13 protein-coding genes are annotated in these 19,306 nt (G+C 29.4%); 1 reads left to right on the top strand and 12 read right to left on the bottom strand.

Translation table 11 applies throughout. From position 1 onward, the window contains the following. The 8 genes from I2A75_RS06775 to I2A75_RS06740 all read right to left on the bottom strand — a co-directional run. A partial coding sequence (locus tag I2A75_RS06775; RefSeq protein ID WP_195263718.1) for an exo-alpha-sialidase occupies nt 1-4,691 on the bottom strand: 4,691 nt, incomplete at its 3' end. 228 nt (nt 4,692-4,919) lie between these two features. After that, nucleotides 4,920-7,034 (bottom strand): family 16 glycosylhydrolase, encoded by a 2,115-nt coding sequence (locus I2A75_RS06770; RefSeq protein WP_195263717.1) that lies wholly within the window; start codon nt 7,032-7,034, stop codon nt 4,920-4,922. Nucleotides 7,035-7,088: 54 nt separating this feature from the next. Next, the gene (locus tag I2A75_RS06765; RefSeq protein WP_195263716.1) at nt 7,089-7,409 is read right to left on the bottom strand and encodes a PTS lactose/cellobiose transporter subunit IIA; all 321 of its coding nucleotides are present in this window, start codon (nt 7,407-7,409) and stop codon (nt 7,089-7,091) included. Between the two features lie 84 nt (nt 7,410-7,493). Then, nucleotides 7,494-7,811, bottom strand: a complete 318-nt coding sequence (locus tag I2A75_RS06760) for a PTS sugar transporter subunit IIB (protein WP_195263715.1) — start codon at nt 7,809-7,811, stop codon at nt 7,494-7,496. 125 nt (nt 7,812-7,936) lie between these two features. After that, nucleotides 7,937-8,836, bottom strand: coding sequence for a haloacid dehalogenase-like hydrolase (locus tag I2A75_RS06755; protein ID WP_195263714.1), 900 nt, complete (start codon nt 8,834-8,836; stop codon nt 7,937-7,939). A 136-nt stretch (nt 8,837-8,972) separates the two neighbouring features. Further along, complete coding sequence (locus tag I2A75_RS06750; protein WP_195263713.1) at nt 8,973-10,292, bottom strand: PTS sugar transporter subunit IIC; 1,320 nt, start codon at nt 10,290-10,292, stop codon at nt 8,973-8,975. Nucleotides 10,293-10,400: 108 nt separating this feature from the next. Next, entirely contained in the window at nt 10,401-12,182 is a 1,782-nt protein-coding gene (locus I2A75_RS06745) for a beta-galactosidase family protein (protein ID WP_195263712.1), read from the bottom strand. Next, nucleotides 12,183-13,535 (bottom strand): PTS sugar transporter subunit IIC, encoded by a 1,353-nt coding sequence (locus I2A75_RS06740; protein WP_195263711.1) that lies wholly within the window; start codon nt 13,533-13,535, stop codon nt 12,183-12,185. It lies immediately after the preceding gene. A gap of 757 nt (nt 13,536-14,292) precedes the next feature. Between I2A75_RS06740 and I2A75_RS06735 the strand changes: the two genes are divergently transcribed. After that, nucleotides 14,293-15,486, top strand: coding sequence for an ROK family transcriptional regulator (locus I2A75_RS06735; protein ID WP_195263710.1), 1,194 nt, complete (start codon nt 14,293-14,295; stop codon nt 15,484-15,486). 92 nt (nt 15,487-15,578) lie between these two features. On the opposite strand, the gene I2A75_RS06730 is transcribed toward I2A75_RS06735, so the two are convergent. The 4 genes from I2A75_RS06730 to I2A75_RS06715 form a co-directional block, all read right to left on the bottom strand. Continuing rightward, nucleotides 15,579-15,797 carry a DUF2922 domain-containing protein gene (locus I2A75_RS06730; protein WP_195263709.1) on the bottom strand — a complete coding sequence of 73 codons (219 nt, stop codon included), beginning with the start codon at nt 15,795-15,797 and terminating at the stop codon, nt 15,579-15,581. Between the two features lie 171 nt (nt 15,798-15,968). Next, the gene (locus I2A75_RS06725; protein WP_195263708.1) at nt 15,969-16,190 is read right to left on the bottom strand and encodes a DUF1659 domain-containing protein; all 222 of its coding nucleotides are present in this window, start codon (nt 16,188-16,190) and stop codon (nt 15,969-15,971) included. 447 nt (nt 16,191-16,637) lie between these two features. Then, the gene (locus I2A75_RS06720; protein ID WP_195263707.1) at nt 16,638-17,717 is read right to left on the bottom strand and encodes a conserved phage C-terminal domain-containing protein; all 1,080 of its coding nucleotides are present in this window, start codon (nt 17,715-17,717) and stop codon (nt 16,638-16,640) included. A gap of 384 nt (nt 17,718-18,101) precedes the next feature. Beyond that, nucleotides 18,102-18,812 carry a Fic family protein gene (locus tag I2A75_RS06715; RefSeq protein ID WP_195263706.1) on the bottom strand — a complete coding sequence of 237 codons (711 nt, stop codon included), beginning with the start codon at nt 18,810-18,812 and terminating at the stop codon, nt 18,102-18,104. Nucleotides 18,813-19,306: the final 494 nt, after the last annotated feature.

The following is a 19,306-nucleotide window of genomic DNA, read 5'->3' as shown; positions in this document are numbered from 1 at the left end:
AATTCTTCAGCAGCCTTATCAACTACTTCTTGATTTGCATTTTTATCTTCTAATACCATCTTTGCTGCTTCTATTTTCTCTGCCATAGCATTATAGCTTATTTCTGTGTATTCATCTTTATTGATTTTTTCAGCTTCCGCAATTAATTCTTCTAATTTAGCCTTGTCTATTTCTACTGCTTTAGCTTTTTTATCCTGATATGCTAATGCACACAATCCTAATTTATAAGTTTCTATTTCAATATTATTATCTTTTAACTCTGTATAGAATTTTTCAACATTATCATCTACTAATGCCAATGTCTTAAACTTTCTATTTTCAGAAACTAAATTTTTATCAACTAATAAATTAAAAATAAGTGTTTCAGGTAATTCATTAATATTTTCAAGATTAACTTCATTTTCCTTTACACCATCAATTTGAACAAATACTTTTAATTCAAAATATCCAGCAATAGTTAATCTATTATAATAATTAGTCTCTGTGTTTTTTTCAAAATCTTCAAATTTCTTATGGTCATTTTCTGTTACATCAGTTAGTGGATTAGCTTCAACTACTAAGTCAACCTTTTGTCCCTTTGCTAATGCATCTTTAACAATTGAAAGTTCTTCAGCTGTTTCTAATAATAATGCTTTAGCCTCTTCAACATTATGCAATCCAATTGTTTGAGTCGAACCCTCTTCTATAACTGGATAAGTTATTTCTATTGGTTCCTTTTCAACCATTGCCTTGATAGCATTATCTAATGCTTCAACTGCATCATCAACTGCTTTTTGAGATACTGTTTGATCCACGTTAATAGCTTTTGCATTTTCTAATTGAGCTCTTAATTCTGTAATTGAAGCATCAGTATATATTGAAGAATCTAAAGCTTTTGCCTCGTTTATTTTTGCTACTAAAGCGTCCTTATTAGCAATGATTGTAACTCCTTTAGTCAAATCCTTAGCTTCTTTCTCAGTTAAAATTTCATCTGTAACTGCTACATAAGCAATTTCTCCAATAAACGGATATTCCACCACTCCAGCAGTAGATAAGTGTCCACCAACTGTAACTTGATTTAAATTGCTAAACTTTGAGAAGAAACCATTGAACTTAGTATTTGTAAGTGCCCATACTTCTTCACCATCAACTGTTAAACGATACGTTTTCCCCTCGTTATCATTAGATAATACTAATGTGTGCCAAGAAGAATCACTACCAATATTTAGCTTAGCTTGTGATCCAGCAATTGGGAAAGCCTGATGGAATATTTTATCAGCACCCATCCAAAATGATGCTACTTGTGAACCACCAGTTAATGTTGTTTGGGTTGCTTTATTCTTTAATCCTAGCATAACTGTATCTTTATCAAGATTACCAGTTTTCTTAAATTTCATTATAATTGAACCCTTTTCTAATGACTGAATTGTAGCTGATTTATCATTATATGTTTCAATTCTATTTCCATCAAATGTAGTATTTTCATATTGAACACCTAATTGAGCATTTTTTATTAATGTTTCAATTCCAGTAGTTCCATCAAAAGTTAAGGCATCACTAATTAAAGTTTGAGCACTAGCACGTGGAGCTTCAACTTTATAATAATATTTTTTACCATAACCTGTCTCATCAATAAACTTAGTAGTGTTACGATCAAGCTCTCGTATTGTTTCGTAAGTTCCATCTACTGCTTCAGCTCTTTTAATTACATACTTAGTTGCTGCTGCAATATTGTTCCATTCTAATCTTACAGTATTATATCGAGGCTCTACTTGAACTTCTAACTTTTGAGTTTCAGTAGCTTTTTCTATTCCTGTAGCACTTAATTCTGCAATTGCTGAAACACCATTAGTTGGATTAGTAGATACAATTCTTACATATCGTGCTGAATGAATTTTATCAAATTTTACAATTTTCCATCCTTCTGTATTTTCCCAAGTACCTGTAGCTACTGTAACAAATGAATCATCTGGATTATCACTTACTTGAATTTCATATTCAGTAATGCGCCCTTCTTCATTAGCAGCTGGTAAATATCTTAATCCATCAACATTATATTCTTTATCTAAATATAGAGTAACATAGTGTTTAGATAAATCAGTCGAACGACTTTCCCAGTAAGTTTCATTTTTATCATCTCTTGACATAGAAGCATTATGTCCATTTTCAAATGAACCAGCTGCTGCATCCACATCCTTTAAATCTCTTGAAGCATCTTCTGGATTAAATCCTACTATTCCAAGTTCAAATTTATTAGATCTTTCTAGTAATGATGAACCATATACATTTTCAACAATTGAACCAGTCATCGCATGATTTACAACTAAGTCACCAGAATCCCCATCCCCTACCGTATAATCAAAAACAATGTTATTCGTTCCTGAACCAGAAACATACTTGGCTGATTTATTATTCGCTCCAATTGTAATATCAAGTTTTTGCTCACCAAGAACAAATACATTTTGATTCAATCTAACATTAAATCTAATTACGTCACCAGCTTGAATAATACTTGGTTCATTATTAGAATCTTTGATTACCTCTTTAGTAACCTCACTAATTGCTGGTTGATCAAAACTAATATTTTTATTTTGAATATAATCTATATTCATTGAGGTATATTTTATATGACCATCGTATTCATATAACACTCCAACATGATCATCATCTAACTGACAAAGAGTAGAATACGCATAACGTCCTTCTTTAATTAGCCTTTCACTAACCCAATTAATCGTATCATTATCTTGAACTTCGCCAATTCTGATTGTACCATTTTCTCTACCATCAGCTCTTGTACCACCACCAGCTGGATTAGATAAGACTAGTGATTCCTTTCCATCAACATCCATTGAAATAACTGACATTTGGCAATATGGTTCATATAAACCAGTATCAATTAATGTATCACTCCATGTTTCTCCATAGTCTTCACTAATTGCATATAAAATTGTTTTATTTGTTCCTCTATTTCTCAAAAATTGTAATAGATGACCATTTTTTAATTGAACAATTTGACTTTCGCCTAATTCAGTTACTTCATTATTCAATGTTTGTGATGAAGCATGTAACCCATTGCCATAAATTCTTCCATCATTTGGTGATTCACCACGGTGCCATGTTATACCACCATCATCACTATAAATATTGGCACTACTTTGTTTTCCAATCCCACTACCATTAGCATTAGTATAATAAACTGGAAACATTAGCCTAATGCTTCCATCTGCCTTGACAACTTCAAGTCCATTTCCTGGACCGCTGCCCATAAAGCGCATCCAATCTTCTTTTACTTCTGGATTTAAATCTATTGGATCAGACCATGTTTGACCGCTATCAGTACTCTTAAATAACCATAAATAACTTGTTACATATGCCTTTAAAGGTGCACTGTCATTTCCTTCTGCTGTTCCATTTAGATAAATATTACCTAAACGTTTGCCATTAGAATAGAGATCTCCCTTATTTGCAAATGCATGTTCATAGTCACCATTAGATACTGTATATTCAGTTAATTCACCCGTACTACTATATACTTTTCCTTCTTCACGAACAGTATATTTATTTCCTGAATCATCTGTCAATTCTAAATAAGACTTCCCATCAACTTCTACATATCCAGTTCCTAGTTTTGAACTAACACCTGCTTGTGATTCAGGAAACATATCTACTAATAAGAACAAGTCTCCATTACTAGCTGATAATAATACAGGGTCAATAGATAATGCTGAACGTATATCTGATCCACCTAAAATTACATCTTGTGTATAATATGGTTGTGTTGGCATATCTAAAACTGTAGTATTTTTACTCCATGTACTACCATTATCAGTACTGGTTCTTACAACCGTTGCAATATCTCCCCAGTCATTCCAATGCTTCTTACGAGCATCAGCAGCTGCCACTAAAGTACCATCTTTTGTTTTTACTAATGATGGGATTCTATACATATAGACATCTTCATCATAAGCATCCCAAAGTCCATACTCACTTGTCTTCATAAATTCATCATTAATAATTGGATAGTCACTAGAATTTGTTTCTTTATGGATAGAATTAACCTGTTCTGCCGTCAATACGTCGCTACCAACCTCAATCTTTTCAATATATCCACTAAGTCCCCATTGTAATGATTCGCTTCTGTAAAGTCCCCCTACAGTTAATTTAGTAGCTCGCGGAACCCAAGAAGTATTATCACTAAATAATCCTTGGAAGGCTACGCTACCTAAGTTTTCTCCATCTAGATATACATTCATTTCATTTCCAGTAAATACATATGTGACTGTATGCCACTGTGTATTATTAACTGTATTAACTGGTGCCTGAACTTCTACTAAGCTTTTCCCTTTTACTTCAATTCCGAATTTACCAGTAGTTGGTCTAAAAAAGAAAGCACCATATCCACTAGCTTCATTGTGAACTGACATTGACATCAGTCCAACAATTTCACTATTAATTTGTTCCTCATTTAATCGATACCTAAACGTGAAAGATCCCTTTGACATTTTCTTAATCAATTCTAATTTATCTTGTATGCCTTCACTGTTAGAAATTGCAGTCTTTAATGTATTATCAAAAATCATATTAGTCTTATCTAATAATTTATCGCTATAATCAATTGTCTGAGAATAAACATATGTCATACCTTGAATTGCAGGGGTTAAAGTTAATATTAAAGATAATCCAATACTCGTTATCAATTTTCCTTTCATACTCTCCTCCAAATTACAAAGAATCATTTATTGCAAAAAGCAATAAAATAATATTATAAACACCAAACAAATTTAACACTAAAATATTTTTAAAACTCTCTATGTTTTTCTCTGGTTAATTTAAATTTAATAAGTTTCTTCATATTATCAATACTTACTAATAATTATAAAAAATAACTTATACTCAATATTTTCTGCGCTCATTACTACATTTAACATACAAGGATTTTATTTATCTTGAGCTCCAGTAATTTTTTCTCCAGGAATTTCCACTATAATAGTACGCTCCTTACCAGCCTCTTCTCTTTGTTCAACATTATTAAAAATAACTCTATAACTAGATTTATTATCAATTACTTGAGTTGAATCTTCCCACTTCCATCCATTAGGTAACTTAACAGATGATAATGTATCGCCTTCATTACCTTTTATTGCATTTTCCCCTTTAGGTAATACAATTAATATAGCTGTCTCTCTCTTTACTTTATATGTTGGGGTTACCTTTCCACCTAAAACAGCTCCTTTTGGAAATGCACTATAGTGAATGTTATACACACCTGGTTCTAATGCTTTCAACCTAGCTACATCTTGAGAACCACTAACTCTTAAAGTAACATTTGTATTGCCACCAGCATTTGAAAACATATATTCATCATCAATTGAAAAATCAACTAAATAATTCTCTTTATCTACTGATATACCTTGAAGTAAATTATGAGCTTCACCCTGTATCATAGTAATATTTTTAACACCAGTTAAATTAGGATTATTTTTATAATATTCATCAGCTGCAGCTTTTTGTTCAGCATTTTGAGACCAACGAACCCAATCTATTTCGAATCTAGTATCATCTTCTCCCAAGTATGACCCTGCATCACCAGCCCAATTACCACCAGTTGCTAAATTAAACTGAATATATTGTGGTCGATTAAGGCTAGCTGCTGCTGCTTGTAAACGTGCATCCCCAGTCAAATACATTGTGTTATACACAACTCCATCAACATACCATTCAATTTTATTAGGTGACCAGTTTATTCCAAATACATGAAAATCATTATGAAAATCTTCTTTTAATGTTATATTTCCACCCAATTCATTTGGTGAATAACTACCATCTTTATCTGGATCACTTGTACTTCCATAATAGAAATGTGGGGTTCCATAAACAATTTTATTGCTTTGTCTTTTATTATTAGTTGTATCAACTTCACCTTGAGCTAATCTTTCATCAGTTGGTGCTCCAATAAGTTCCATAATATCGATTTCACCAGTGCTTGGCCATCCATATCCTTGTTGTGGATTTATATCACCATCAAGCATAAAATCAGCACCTAATGTCCAAAAAGCAGGGAAAGCTCCCTTTCCTTTAGGAAGTTTTGCCTTCATTTCTATACGTCCGTATAAGAACTCCATCTTTCCATGAGTTCTAACACTTCCAGAATCATAAATAACATTTCTTGCAGCACTTCCATGCTTAGCAGTGTTTCTATATTGATCTTGAAGTTCCCTATTAGTTGCCTTTAAAACCAACTTTCCATCTTCTAAAAACACATTATCTTTACTATCAACATAATGTTGTTGCTCATTACCACGAATATTACCTAGCTCATATCCCCATATATCTTGATCTAAAACGTCTTCTGAAAAACCATCTTCCCAAATAACTGTACTATCATCTTCTTCGATAACCTTTACATTATCCATACTAATTTGGGTACTTCTAACATTTCCTGCTCCATCTGTTTGTGCCCATTTTACTATACCAACGTAAGTTTTATATGTGTCAGCTGTAAATTCAAATTCTTTTCTTTCCCAGTTATTAGTTTTAGCAGTAAATTGTAATTGTTTATAAACAGATCCTTGCTTTCCTGCATCTGTTTGACGCTTCGTTGTTAAAAAAACACCTGAGGGAGTTTTTCCTTCTGGTACTGTAACCTTTATATCTGCAGAAACAGTATACTTTTTACCAGGTGTTGTATTAATTACCTGCAATACGTAATCGTCAATATTTCCTGCTTGAATTGTTGCATAGGAGTTACCATTTTCACTCACTAACTTTCCTAATGCCCCTGCTTTATATTCCCAATTCTGATTACTAGATTTAAAATTATTTTCAAAGCTACCATTAGTAACTTTATCTAGATTTAATAAAGATTCAGTAACTGAAGAAGATTGTATATTCACTTGATTTTCTAGTGCAAACGCACTATTAGTTCCAACTAATAGTGCCACTAAATTTGTTCCAACCAAAGTTGAAGTCAAAACTGCACTAAATTTCTTAAATGAATACCTTTCAAATTTTTTAACACCATTTTTTTGATATTTTTTATTATTTGAATACATAGCATTCACCTCTTCTATTTATTTAATCATTAATAATTCTTAAATAATATATTTTTACTTTTTTAAAACGCAAGAATAAATATCAACAATTTCCTTAGCTAAATCTGTAAATGCCATTGAAGTCATTAAATGATCTTGTCCATGTATCATTAATAATGAAAGTTCAGTTTTATTTCCTTGAGCTTCTTTAGTTAACATTTGTGTTTGAGAATGATGCGCCTTTGTTAATGAAGCTTGAGCATCATTAATTTTATTTTTTGCTAATTCAAAATCTCCAGTTTTAGCTGCTTGAATAGCCTCCATTGCATTACTTTTTGCATCTCCTCCAAACATAATTAACTGCATAATTACATCTAAATTCATTTGTTCTCCCAAAATAAACACTCCTTTTAAGTAATTTAATTGATTTGCAAAAATGATTATTAATTAAACTTATAGCTTGTTTTAATACTTGCTAAACTACTTATTCATTAAACTTAAAGCTTGTTCTAATACTTTTTCTCCATTCATCATGCCATAGTAAGTCATATTTATTACATCAATTGCAATACCCAATGGCTCTACCTTCTCTTCAAATTGTGATTTCATAAAACGCACTTGTGGCCCTAAAAGTAATACATCAACTTTTTTCTCAGTGAAATAACTATCTGCCTCACTAGCTGAAATAGCAAATATATCTGCTTCAATACCCTTCTCCTCAGCTGCTTTTTGCATTCTAGTCACCATTAAGCTAGTACTCATTCCAGCTGCACATATTAACATAATTGTCTTTTTCATATTTATACACCTCTCTTATAATATCTAAAAAAACTCTTTATAAATTTAGTAATATATAAGAAGGTAGGTTAAAACTAAACCTAACCTTCTATATATTTCAATTTCTATATATTTTCTTTAAATGATCAACGATTAATTGAACGCGCCATCATAGATACAGTATGACGAACACCTCGAATTGCCTTACTCATAGCAAAAATATTCTCAAAAGGTGCAACTCCACCATAACCTGCATCACCAATATGCTGAATATCTACTCCACAAATTTTATTGCGTATTGCAATGTGTTTAATAGTATCTTCATCTGAACTTTCTTGACTGGTACCAATTGCAGTCATTACAAGTGCACCTTTACTATGTGCTACTTTAACTACTTCTTTTAATTCTGAATCATCAAAGCCAGGTACTGTTCCAACTGCAGGAACTAAAATAATATCTGCACCTGCCTCAATAAATCCTTCTACTGCTTTTAAATCTGCAACTGGTTCATTAACACCAGCTCCATGCATTTTTCCAGCAATAATTAATCCTGAAAAATGTTTTTTTGATAAACGAATTGTTTTTTCTATTTGTGAATTAGTAACTCCTGTACCAGGGTTTCCAGTAAAACAAACAAAGTCCATACCAAGTTTTTCAATTTCTTTAATTGTTTCAAGATTACCTTGTCTACCTCTACTGATAGTTAAAATATCTTCCGCCATATCTGCATCTAAATCTACAGGCTCTAAATTCACTCCTATTGGACGTCCAACTAAACGATGTAACTCATCTACAAAATTTCCTTCATTAACTTCTAGTCCAAATATTTCTGGATTTAAAACATCTACACAATTAAGTAAAATTAAATCTGCTCCAAAAGCCCTAGCAATTTCAGAGTTAGTAATATCACCGATAAAGGATTCCCTTGGTGCCACATTCTCTGAAAGAATGGTTCTCCCTTCACTAGCCTTAATACTTTGTTTTAATTCTGCTGCGGTCATTTCTAATATCTCCGATGCATTTGCACTAATTAATCTTTTACCCATAACTACTCCTCCAAAATTCTTTAACTAATTATATTTTTTATTTTCACTTTTTTATTTTAAAAAACTATTTTTAATTTCATTAATATCAAGTTAATTTACTAATTTTCAGCTTATTTACTGTTATCTTCTTAAGCTATTAGCTCATTATACTATTATTAATTTCAATTTCCTCAGCTGCTTCTAAAGCTAAGTTTTGCTTTTCAACTGCTTTATAGAAGAACCAATAAATTGCTACATCTACAAGTATGCATACTATTTGTAATACAGCTCCGCTTATATGATTTCCAGTTGTAAGGAATCCACTAAGAATTGGTGGCATTGTCCAAGAAACTGTTATACCTGTAGTTCTTGCAACTAACCCTGAAGACATTGCCACATATGATATTACCGCATTTGCTACTGGTGCTAAAATAAATGGTATGATTAATGAAACATTCATTACTATTGGTAACCCAAACATAGCAGGTTCATTAATATTAAATAAACCTGGTGTTAAAGTTAATGGCGCCATAGCTTTAGTCATTTTACTTGCATTTTTACGTCTAGCAATAATTGCAATAACAATTACTAAACCAATTGTAGCTCCACCGCCACCCATATATACGAAATTATCTATAAATGGTAGTGTAATAATATTTGGTAAATGAGCTGCACTATCAGCTTGGAATAATAAACGGTTTGCATCTGAATTCATTAACCAAATAGGTTGAAGAATACTGTTTACAACGTTTCCTCCATGGATACCAACAAACCAGAATAAACTATTTAATAGAATTGCAATAATTGTTCCAAATATATTATTACCAAGTAATCCTAGTGGTTTTCCTAAAACTATCATCATTAAATCATGAATATTACCAATATTAACTCTATCAAGAATCGCAAAAACAACTAACCACAAAGTTATAATAGCTGCACCTGGAATTAAAGCGCTAAAGCTTCTAGCTACTGCAGGTGGCACAGAATCTGGTAATTTAATTTGAATATCACGTTTTATAAACCAGCTAAAAATTAAAGCTGAAACAATACCAATAATCATAGCTACGAATAAACCTTTACTTCCCATATAGCCAACTGGTATGCCTGTACCTGTTTCACCACTTACAAAAGGTGTAACAACTATAAAAGATGATAATGCTACAATACCTGCTGAAACACCATCAACTTTATTTTGACGAGCTAAGCTATTTGCAATTCCAAAACTTGCTACTAGACCCATTAATCCGAAACTACTATCTACCCCCTTCCATAAATAAGAATCAATTCCTACAGCTGTCAACCAATCAGTCCATGCTTTAACTGGAAAACTTGCTATTATCATGAATAACGAACCAATAATAATTAGTGGCATACTTAATGTTATACCATCACGTATTGAAATTAATACTTTATTTGCCCCTAACTTAGCAGCTATAGGTAACATTTTTTCTTCAAGAAACTCATTTAAATTTTTCATATTAACCTCTCCTTTTTAAATATTTATCAAAATAATTTCTATACCATTTAAATATTATAAATAAATATTATGTGATTATATGTTTTAAAACTTAAATTTTTTATTTAATTACAAATCTAAAAAAATAGGTTTGTCATCAAATTCAAGCTCTCTTATTATGATATTTTCGGTTTCAAATACAATAATCTCATTCTTCTCTTTAAGAAAACCAGATGGAAGATATAAATATTGTATAGGTCCCTTAGACCAATACCTTCCAATATTAAAGCCATTAACAAATACTGAGCCCTTACCATATTTAGAACAATCAATAAAAGTATCATTAATATTATTTAGTTCAACAGTAAAATGATAAAACATTGGAGTTTCTACTTTATCTACAATACTTTCTTCAAATTTAATTTTAGAAATCATCTCTTCATCAAGGTATAATGGATATTGAACCCATCCACTATGGAAATGATTATTTATCATAACTCCGCCCTTTATCCCTTTTCTTTGAGTAGGACTATTTAATTTATGTCCATAGTTTACTCTACCTAAATTTTCAACTAATACATCAACATTTATAAATTCATTTTCACTACTAAACTCAACCTCTGTTCCTATTTCTGCCTTATATTGAGTAGCAATAAGTTTTTCATCAATATATACATGGCATCTATCAGAAGCATCTATAACCTTTAATTTTTCATCATGATGATAATTCTTAATTTTGCTTCTATATAGCATATATCCATAGTTACAATCTAAATCTTCCATGCCTTTAGGATATACTGTTTTAACTTCTTTCGATATATCAGAAACAATAGACATAAGATTAGCTGTACCATCAACTTTATAGCTGCCAAGATTCTTTAATATTCTTTTCCTTGGAGGCAATTGTTCTATATTAGGATATAGTGATTTCATAACCTTTTGTAATTTATAATACTTATCACTTGGATTACCCCATTCCGTTAATATCGCATCATAATCATAGGAGGTAACTTGTGGTAAATCATTATTTCCTCTTGCAGAACAACCATTCATAAATCCAAAGTTTGTTCCTCCTCTGAACATATAAAGATTAATACTTCCTATTTTAAGCATTTCCTTTACATCTTCAGCCAAGTCAATAGAGTCTCTACGAATGATATCTTCTCCCCATCTATTAAACCATCCATCCCAATATTCCATGCACATAATAGGCCACTCTTTTCCATTTTGTACAATGAAATCTTTAAGCATATCACAATTCTCTTTTGATTTTGAACCAAAGTTTCCAGATACAAAAATATCATCTTCAATTAATGATCCAGACTCTAATGCTTCAATCCATGTACCATCTGATGTGAAAAGAGGAACATCTACCCCATTTTCTTTCATTATTGATGCTACAATTCTCAAATATTCCTTTTCATTACCATAAGAACCATATTCATTTTCAACTTGCATCATCAAAACTGGTCCACCCTTAGTTACTTGATACTTAACTAATCTAGGTAGTAAATCATTATAATAATTTCTTAGCTTTTCAATAAAGTTATCATCAGAGCTTCTAAGCTTTATTTCTTTATCCTTTAATAGCCATGCTGGAAGTCCACCAAACTCCCATTCAGCACATATATAAGGAGTAGGCCTTAAAATAACATATAAACCTAACTTTTCAGCAGTTTTTATAAACTTTTCTATATCTTTGATTCCTTCAAAATCAAATTTTCCTTCATATGGTTCATGAATATTCCAAGGAATATATGTTTCTACTGTATTAAATCCTAGAGCTTTTAAATTAAATAATGTATCTTCCCATTGAGAAGGGTGTATTCTAAAATAATGAACAGCTCCAGATAAAATTTTAAATTTATTATCATCTATATAGAACTCTTCTCTTATTTCAAATTTAGACATCTATATGTTCTCCTTATCAGCCATCTTAACGAAAGGTAAGTAAACTACTATTGAAATTGCTAAATTCACCAATGATAATATAATTGCTCTCCAATCAAATCCTGTAGCGAAGAATCCATATAATACAGGTGGCATAACCCATGTAACATTTTGAGTAACTGGTGCTACCCAACCTAAAGTTGTTGCTAAGTATGAAACTGCTGCCATTAATGAAGGTGATAATAAGAATGGTATAAATAAAAGTGGATTCATAACTGTAGGAAGTCCATACATAACAGGCTCTCCTATATTAAATAAAACTGGAGCTATACCTAATTTAGCAACTTCTTTATAGTGACTATTTCTAGATTTCCAGAATATTGCTATTAATAAACCTAATGTTCCATACCATACAAATGCTCCATAAGATACGCTTGTCCATAAATATGGAATTGGTTGATTATTTTGAAAAGCTTCCATATTAGCTAATAAAGTAATTCCAAATAAGCCTTCCATAATTGGTGCCATAACGTTTCCACCATGAATACCAAAGAACCAGAATAATTGTGTTAAGAATGCAATAAGTATAACTGCAATGAAACTTTGTGATAAACCTAGTAATGGAGTTTGAAGTACTTTATATATCCAGTCAATTAATAATTGTCCAGTAATTTTATTAAATGCATATACGAATATAGCTACAACATATAATGCAACAAAACCAGGAATTATTGACATAAAAGGTTTTGCAATAGCTGGTGGTACTGTATCAGGTAATTTGATTGTCCAGTTTTTATTCATTAATTTACTATAGATAATGCAAGCTATAAAACCAATAAGAATTGCAGTAAAATAACCATTTGAATTAATTTGTGCTCCAGGGATAATTCCACTAACTGTAACAGAAAGATTATTTCCTTCAACAGCTATATCCTTAACACCTTTAAAAAGTTCTGATAAAACTTGTCCATCAGCATTAGGTAATTGAATACTTTTAGTTATAGAATTACTAATAGCTATTATAAAAGCTGAAAGAGCAACTATACCTGAGGATAGTGTATCTGTCTTATAAATCTTGGCAACATTTACACCTAAAGAAAAAATAAATAATAGCGATACTATAGCTAAACTGCCTTTAAATATTAAATTATTTACATCTACAAACCAACTAAATGTTTGTGGGATTGAAGTATTTCCAAATTGTCCAGGTACATCTACTAAAAATGCATTTAGTAAAAGAGCAATTGAACCAGTCATAACAACAGGCATTGTACCTATAAAAGCATCTCTAAGAGCTACTAAGAATTTTTGATTACTTATTTTTGAAGCAATTGGTAATAAATATTTTTCAATAGATTCCATCAACTTATTCATTTTTATCTCCTTGTTATTAAAATTTTTTAATTTAAATTAGCATCTCTAAACAGATAGATTTGATTAAACTTAATTCTTACAATAGAAATAAATCCTAATCATTTCTCTCTATTTCTAAATAAAATGCACATTTTTTTGTAGATAATATTTATAAATTCTAAATTATTACTTTATCGTTAAGTATAAGATATTTATAATACAAATCAATTTAATCGTTTTCTTAGGATTTATAGTTAGATTACTATAAATAATGTAATGTAATGTAATTTAATTATTTAATTACTTAATTATTTAATTACTTAATTATTTATAACTCTTTCTCAACTAAATGTACTTGGACTTCCTTTATAAAATTCAAACTGCCTTTTACTTAAATAATCCCTCCTTTTCTTATAAATTACAATTTATAATTTATAATTTATAATTTATCAAGCACATTTCATCTATTTTTTTATATAATTGATAATAATTTATAATTTATTATGATTAAAGTATAATTTACCAAAAATAATTTGTCAACATATATATTGGCTATTATTAACTTTTTTAATTATAATTTATAATCAATTTTCCTCTTTATTCTTTAGATTTTTAAGTTAATATTATCATATATAAAAGTGAATATAGCCTAAATCAATAGAGTTATACTTTTGTAGGCTCTTTATTGTCTTCAAAATAATTTATAATAAAAATAATTATATTTATTTTTAAATTATAATTAATGTTATATAATATTATTATTGAAAGGAGATACAATATGAAGCTTACAAAAAACCAACAAAAGTTAAGATTTAAAATTTTAGATAAAATTTATGCTAAAGGACCTATTTCTAGAATTGATATTTCAAACGAAACTGGAATTACACCTGCAACAGTTAGCGAAATTACTGGTAATATGATTCAAGAAAACCTTATACATGAAATTGGAGAAGTTATACCTGAAGAAAATAAGTCAGGAAGAAAAAAAATATTATTAGGTATATCCCCTAATCATAGTTTTTATATAGGTACAGAGTTATCACCTAAATATATATCTTTTTGCTTGACTGATAATATTGGTAAAATTTATAAGGAAAAGACTATTCAATTAGATAATTCTAATTTAGAAGAAATTTTAAGTGAAGAATTTTATATTAATGAATTAAGTAGTTTTATAGATTCTTGTACAAACTATAATCCGAAAGGGATAGGTATAGCCCTTCCTGGCCATTTTGATGAAGTTAATAAATCAATTATTAGTAATAATTCATTTTGGAAAAATTTCGATATAAAAATACTATTAGAAAGATTCGATTTACCAATCTACTTTGAAAATAATGTTAAATGTATGACATTATCAGAAAGATTATTTAGTTTTAATGGCAATGATGATAATTTTATATTCTTCCATGTTGGTAGAGGAATGTTTTGCTCATATATGTACAATGGTGAACTCTATGCCAAGGATAATTTTCTTGTTGGAGAAATAGGACATATCGTTGTTCATCCGAATGGTGAATTATGTGAATGTGGAAAAAGAGGATGTCTTCAAACATACGGGAGTGAAGCTTGGATTATTAAAAAATCTCAAATACTCTTTGATAACTCAGAAACTACATATTTGAAACAATTAGTATCTGAAAGAAATAAAATTACCATAGAAACTATATTAAAAGCTTATAGGTTAGGAGACGAAGGAATTATAAAAATACTTAACTCTGCAATTAATTATCTTTCAATTACAATTAATAATTTATCAATGATGATTGATTCAAGTAAAATTATAATTCATGGAGAGTTGTTTAATGAAGATTTATTAAAAAATCTATTAGAAGAATTATTAAGACAAAATATTAACTTGCTTTCTAAAAATATAAAACAAGATATTTTAATTAAGGAATATAATAATTATAATGGTGCTTTAGCTGCTGCTGCTCTTTGTGTGTCAAAACTTTTAATTAAATTTGACTAATAAAATTTGTGCCTTATTAGGCTTACTTTATTGTGTATTTTGTGAAAATATAAAGGAAGTCGCGTTTCGCGACTCCCTTTAGTTTTACTATATTAAAGATTAACTTTCTTAGTTTCTTTTGTTATTACATTAGCTTCCACCATTTCAACAAGAGCTCCTGATTCTGTTTGTAATAACTTATTAGTTATTACAGAATTCATAAGAGCAGAAATGTCAGCATCCAAAACATCTTCTTTAACATCCTTAATAGTCAGATTTGTCTTTTTGCCTGCAACATCTTTAAACCCCATTCTAGCAGTTCTTTCTATCATATTAAATCCCCCTTTCCCCAATTTTAAGATTACTCTAGCAACATCTTTTTATTATGCACATTCTTTCGTGATCCTAGCTATTCTGTCATGAATTAAGTTCATTAGCCTTAGCTGATTTTTATTAAGTATTACTCAGAGCTTGTCTTAATAATACTTAAGTTGCAAAGCCAATTAGCCTCTTGTTAGCATAAAAGTTTGTTGCTTCTTAATTGTGCTTACTGAATAATCCATAAGCTTTTCAACTGCATCTGATAACTCCACTAATTTATCATCAGTTGCATCTACAGATACATTCTTAAAGCTTTGCTTATTGAATACATCTTTTCCCTTAGAATTAACACCAACTTGATAATTAATCTCTAAAGCATTTCCTACTAAAACTGAATTTGCCATATTAATCACCTCCCATTTACTATATATGCAGTTATGAGAAGTTTTTTAAATGTTATATAAACTTGTTAATTTTTATAAGCTGAAAGTTATAATAATTAAAGAATGAAGTAATTAATGTGAAAAATCCTTAAGTAGTTTTTGAATAATAGTACTTCTCATAAGCAAATTTAAAATTTTACATAGCAGACGTTGGACATATTGTAACGTGTAGTATGCTTCAACTGAACTTAGTGTGAAAGCTCCTGTACTTAAGCCTGCATAGATTAAATGCATATTAACTACTAATATTTCCTCTTTCATATTAGTATAATTAAGAAATATAAGTTAGCTAAGATAAATAGGCTATGTGGAATAAGCATATAGTGAGGCTAGTACTTCTTTACAAAACTATTTAGCTTATGAAACATATCTAATTATCCCCCCATTTCTATTGATAATTTACTAGAATCATGCCCACCCTAATAATTTCTGCTCTAAATCAACATAGTCATAGTCTCTACCCTTAAAGTTATTAAATCTTAACTTCCTAGGCTCTCTATAATCTATAAATGTATTTTCCTTCTTCGCTTCTTTTATGATATTTTGATTTAAATATACTTCAAACTTATCACCAAATAAGGTCTTAGGAGTTAGATATTGCTCAAACTCAGTATTTTTCCAAACCTTAACCTTTTTATCAATAACTTCTTTAAAATCATCAATACTATAACCTTCATTGAGCCTATCATTTATTAGCATAATAGTTACTTTATTATTTTCTTTATACTTAGTTCCAACCTTTAAATTTAAATATGCTATTATTTCTCTAACTTTCTCTATATGTTTATATAAATTAGAATCTATAGTAGATGAGTTATTTAATAGATTAGTCTTTGTTGAACATTTTAAAGTACACCCTTTATCATTTTCTGTAGATAACCTTGTATCATTTTTATAGACAACCTCATCATCACAATAATTTTCCTCATCTATTTTATTGATAGTATCATCATTCTCAAAGACACCATGGACATTGTTTTTCATATTATAGTTATTGTTGCTACCATAATTATTACTAATACCTAGATTATTGATAGTGCCATAATTACTATTACTATCAACATTAGTTTCTTGATTATGATTATTATATTTAATATCATCATCCCTTTGTTTATTACAATTACTTTTTGCATCATTATTTGATTGAGCCTCATTTTTATTATTATCAAAAAGCTCATAAAACTTATTTCCAAGCTTAAAATAAGAAAAGGTTCCCCCTTCCTTTTTAGTGTAATGATTTAAAATTCCCATATCTCTTAGCTTTAACATCCTAGCCATAACCGTTCTTTTTTCTAATCCTAAATAAGGCATTTCCTTAGCAAAACTTTGATAGCTAACCCAATAATATTTTTCATCTTCTATAATTTCATAATTCATTCTTCCACTATCTTTAAAATCAGCAAAGTACCTAAGAATAGCTAAATCTTTAATATCTAAACCAAACTCCATAATCTTTTTAACTGAAAAACCTAAAAATGAAAATTGCATATTAAAATCCTCCTAAATATAACTTTTAAAATTCTCTAAATATAACTTTTAAATATCACTCATTAAATAGATATCCAAATTAAAATAAAATTGAGAAAAAACTTTTAAAATTTTTTTCTTATTGCATATGCAGTTATTTTAAAATTTTAAAGATTTATGAAGATATTTTTGATTTAAATTTTTTACTAAAAAAGAATGATGCTGCATATCTATATAATATAGATCTCCATATTTTACACAATCCTCTAATTAATATATAACAAAACAAAGGACCTCGCGTTTCGCGAGGTCCTTTAAAATTTCCAACTTTAAGTAGATATTCATTTATCACTAAATATAAAAAATTTGACCAAGGGGCTTGTGGGGCGATTTGAAACCCACATACTAAAACATTTTTTCATTCTCTTTTATAAAATCCTTTTGCATTTCTATATAATCAACTAATGGTTTTATATTATCCAATGTTGATTCTTCTAAGGCCCTTTTATATTCATTTGAAGATTCACCATTCATATATTTTAAATCTAACCTATTATCTAACAGTTGCTTTAAATATATAAATCTACCTATTCTACCATTCCCATCTTGAAATGGATGTATACATTCAAATTCAAAATGGAATTTTGCTATATCATAAATTGTAACTTCCTTTAAACTATAAAAATTTTCTATAATTGCATTCAACTTCTCTTCTACTTCCCAAGGATTCGCAGTATCAAATTTAGCTCCAAGTATTCTGTTTTGATATTTTTTAAATACTCCTGCTAACCCCATATCATACAATCTTGTTCTATACATTAAACTAGCATGCCATTCTTTTATCATTTCTAAAGTGAGTTTTTCATCTATTTTATCTAATACCATATCAAAAGTATAGAAAGAGTTAACAGTTTCTTGAACATCATCTAAAGAATGAACTCCCATTACTATATTTTTTTCAAATAAAAGTTGAAGTGCTTCAATTGTAAATGCACTTCCTTCTATTTTATTTGAATTATATATAAAATCGTATTTTAAAATTTCATTTAAAGAATTGTGAATTCCCTTTGTTTCTTTTAACCCCTTTAAAAATCTATGATAAAACTCATTCTTCATTATCTTCTCTACACCTCATTAATAAATTTCATTATATATTCTATATTAAATTTAATTACTTATCTTACCTTAAATATTAATTATTATACCCTATCTAAATTTTTTATAAAATAAAAAGTTCCCTTATTTAATTTTTCTTATGACCTCCCATTAGCTACAAGTCATCAGATAATTGAGAACTATTCTATTCCAGGGTGTTGTTTCTGGAGTGCTAAGTATACAGCTTGATTAAAAAAAGATGATTTTATATCATCATCTGTTTACTCTATACGAATTATATTAAATTGTAATTTAAAGAAGAACTGGTTTATTCCCTGAGGTGCTTATGGGGCTCAAAGAGGCCCACTTTCTTTAAAAATACTTTTGCTCTAGATTTTTTACTAAAAAAGAGTGAAGATGCATATCTATATAATATAGATCTCCATATTTTACACAATCCTCTAATTAATATATAACAAAACAAAGGACCTCGCGTTTCGCGAGGTCCTTTAAAT

Source organism: Clostridium sp. 1001275B_160808_H3 (assembly GCF_015550425.1).
Taxonomy (GTDB): domain Bacteria; phylum Bacillota; class Clostridia; order Clostridiales; family Clostridiaceae; genus Clostridium.
This window is presented reverse-complemented; position numbering and strand designations above follow the sequence as displayed.

Coding starts and splice junctions, on each gene's coding strand:
- I2A75_RS06770 (WP_195263717.1), bottom strand. CDS start 7,034: ATGTATTCAAATAATAAAAAATATCAAAAAAATGGTGTTAAAAAATTT.
- I2A75_RS06760 (WP_195263715.1), bottom strand. CDS start 7,811: ATGAAAAAGACAATTATGTTAATATGTGCAGCTGGAATGAGTACTAGC.
- I2A75_RS06755 (WP_195263714.1), bottom strand. CDS start 8,836: ATGGGTAAAAGATTAATTAGTGCAAATGCATCGGAGATATTAGAAATG.
- I2A75_RS06750 (WP_195263713.1), bottom strand. CDS start 10,292: ATGAAAAATTTAAATGAGTTTCTTGAAGAAAAAATGTTACCTATAGCT.
- I2A75_RS06745 (WP_195263712.1), bottom strand. CDS start 12,182: ATGTCTAAATTTGAAATAAGAGAAGAGTTCTATATAGATGATAATAAA.
- I2A75_RS06740 (WP_195263711.1), bottom strand. CDS start 13,535: ATGAATAAGTTGATGGAATCTATTGAAAAATATTTATTACCAATTGCT.
- I2A75_RS06735 (WP_195263710.1), top strand. CDS start 14,293: ATGAAGCTTACAAAAAACCAACAAAAGTTAAGATTTAAAATTTTAGAT.
- I2A75_RS06730 (WP_195263709.1), bottom strand. CDS start 15,797: ATGATAGAAAGAACTGCTAGAATGGGGTTTAAAGATGTTGCAGGCAAA.
- I2A75_RS06725 (WP_195263708.1), bottom strand. CDS start 16,190: ATGGCAAATTCAGTTTTAGTAGGAAATGCTTTAGAGATTAATTATCAA.
- I2A75_RS06720 (WP_195263707.1), bottom strand. CDS start 17,717: ATGCAATTTTCATTTTTAGGTTTTTCAGTTAAAAAGATTATGGAGTTT.
- I2A75_RS06715 (WP_195263706.1), bottom strand. CDS start 18,812: ATGAAGAATGAGTTTTATCATAGATTTTTAAAGGGGTTAAAAGAAACA.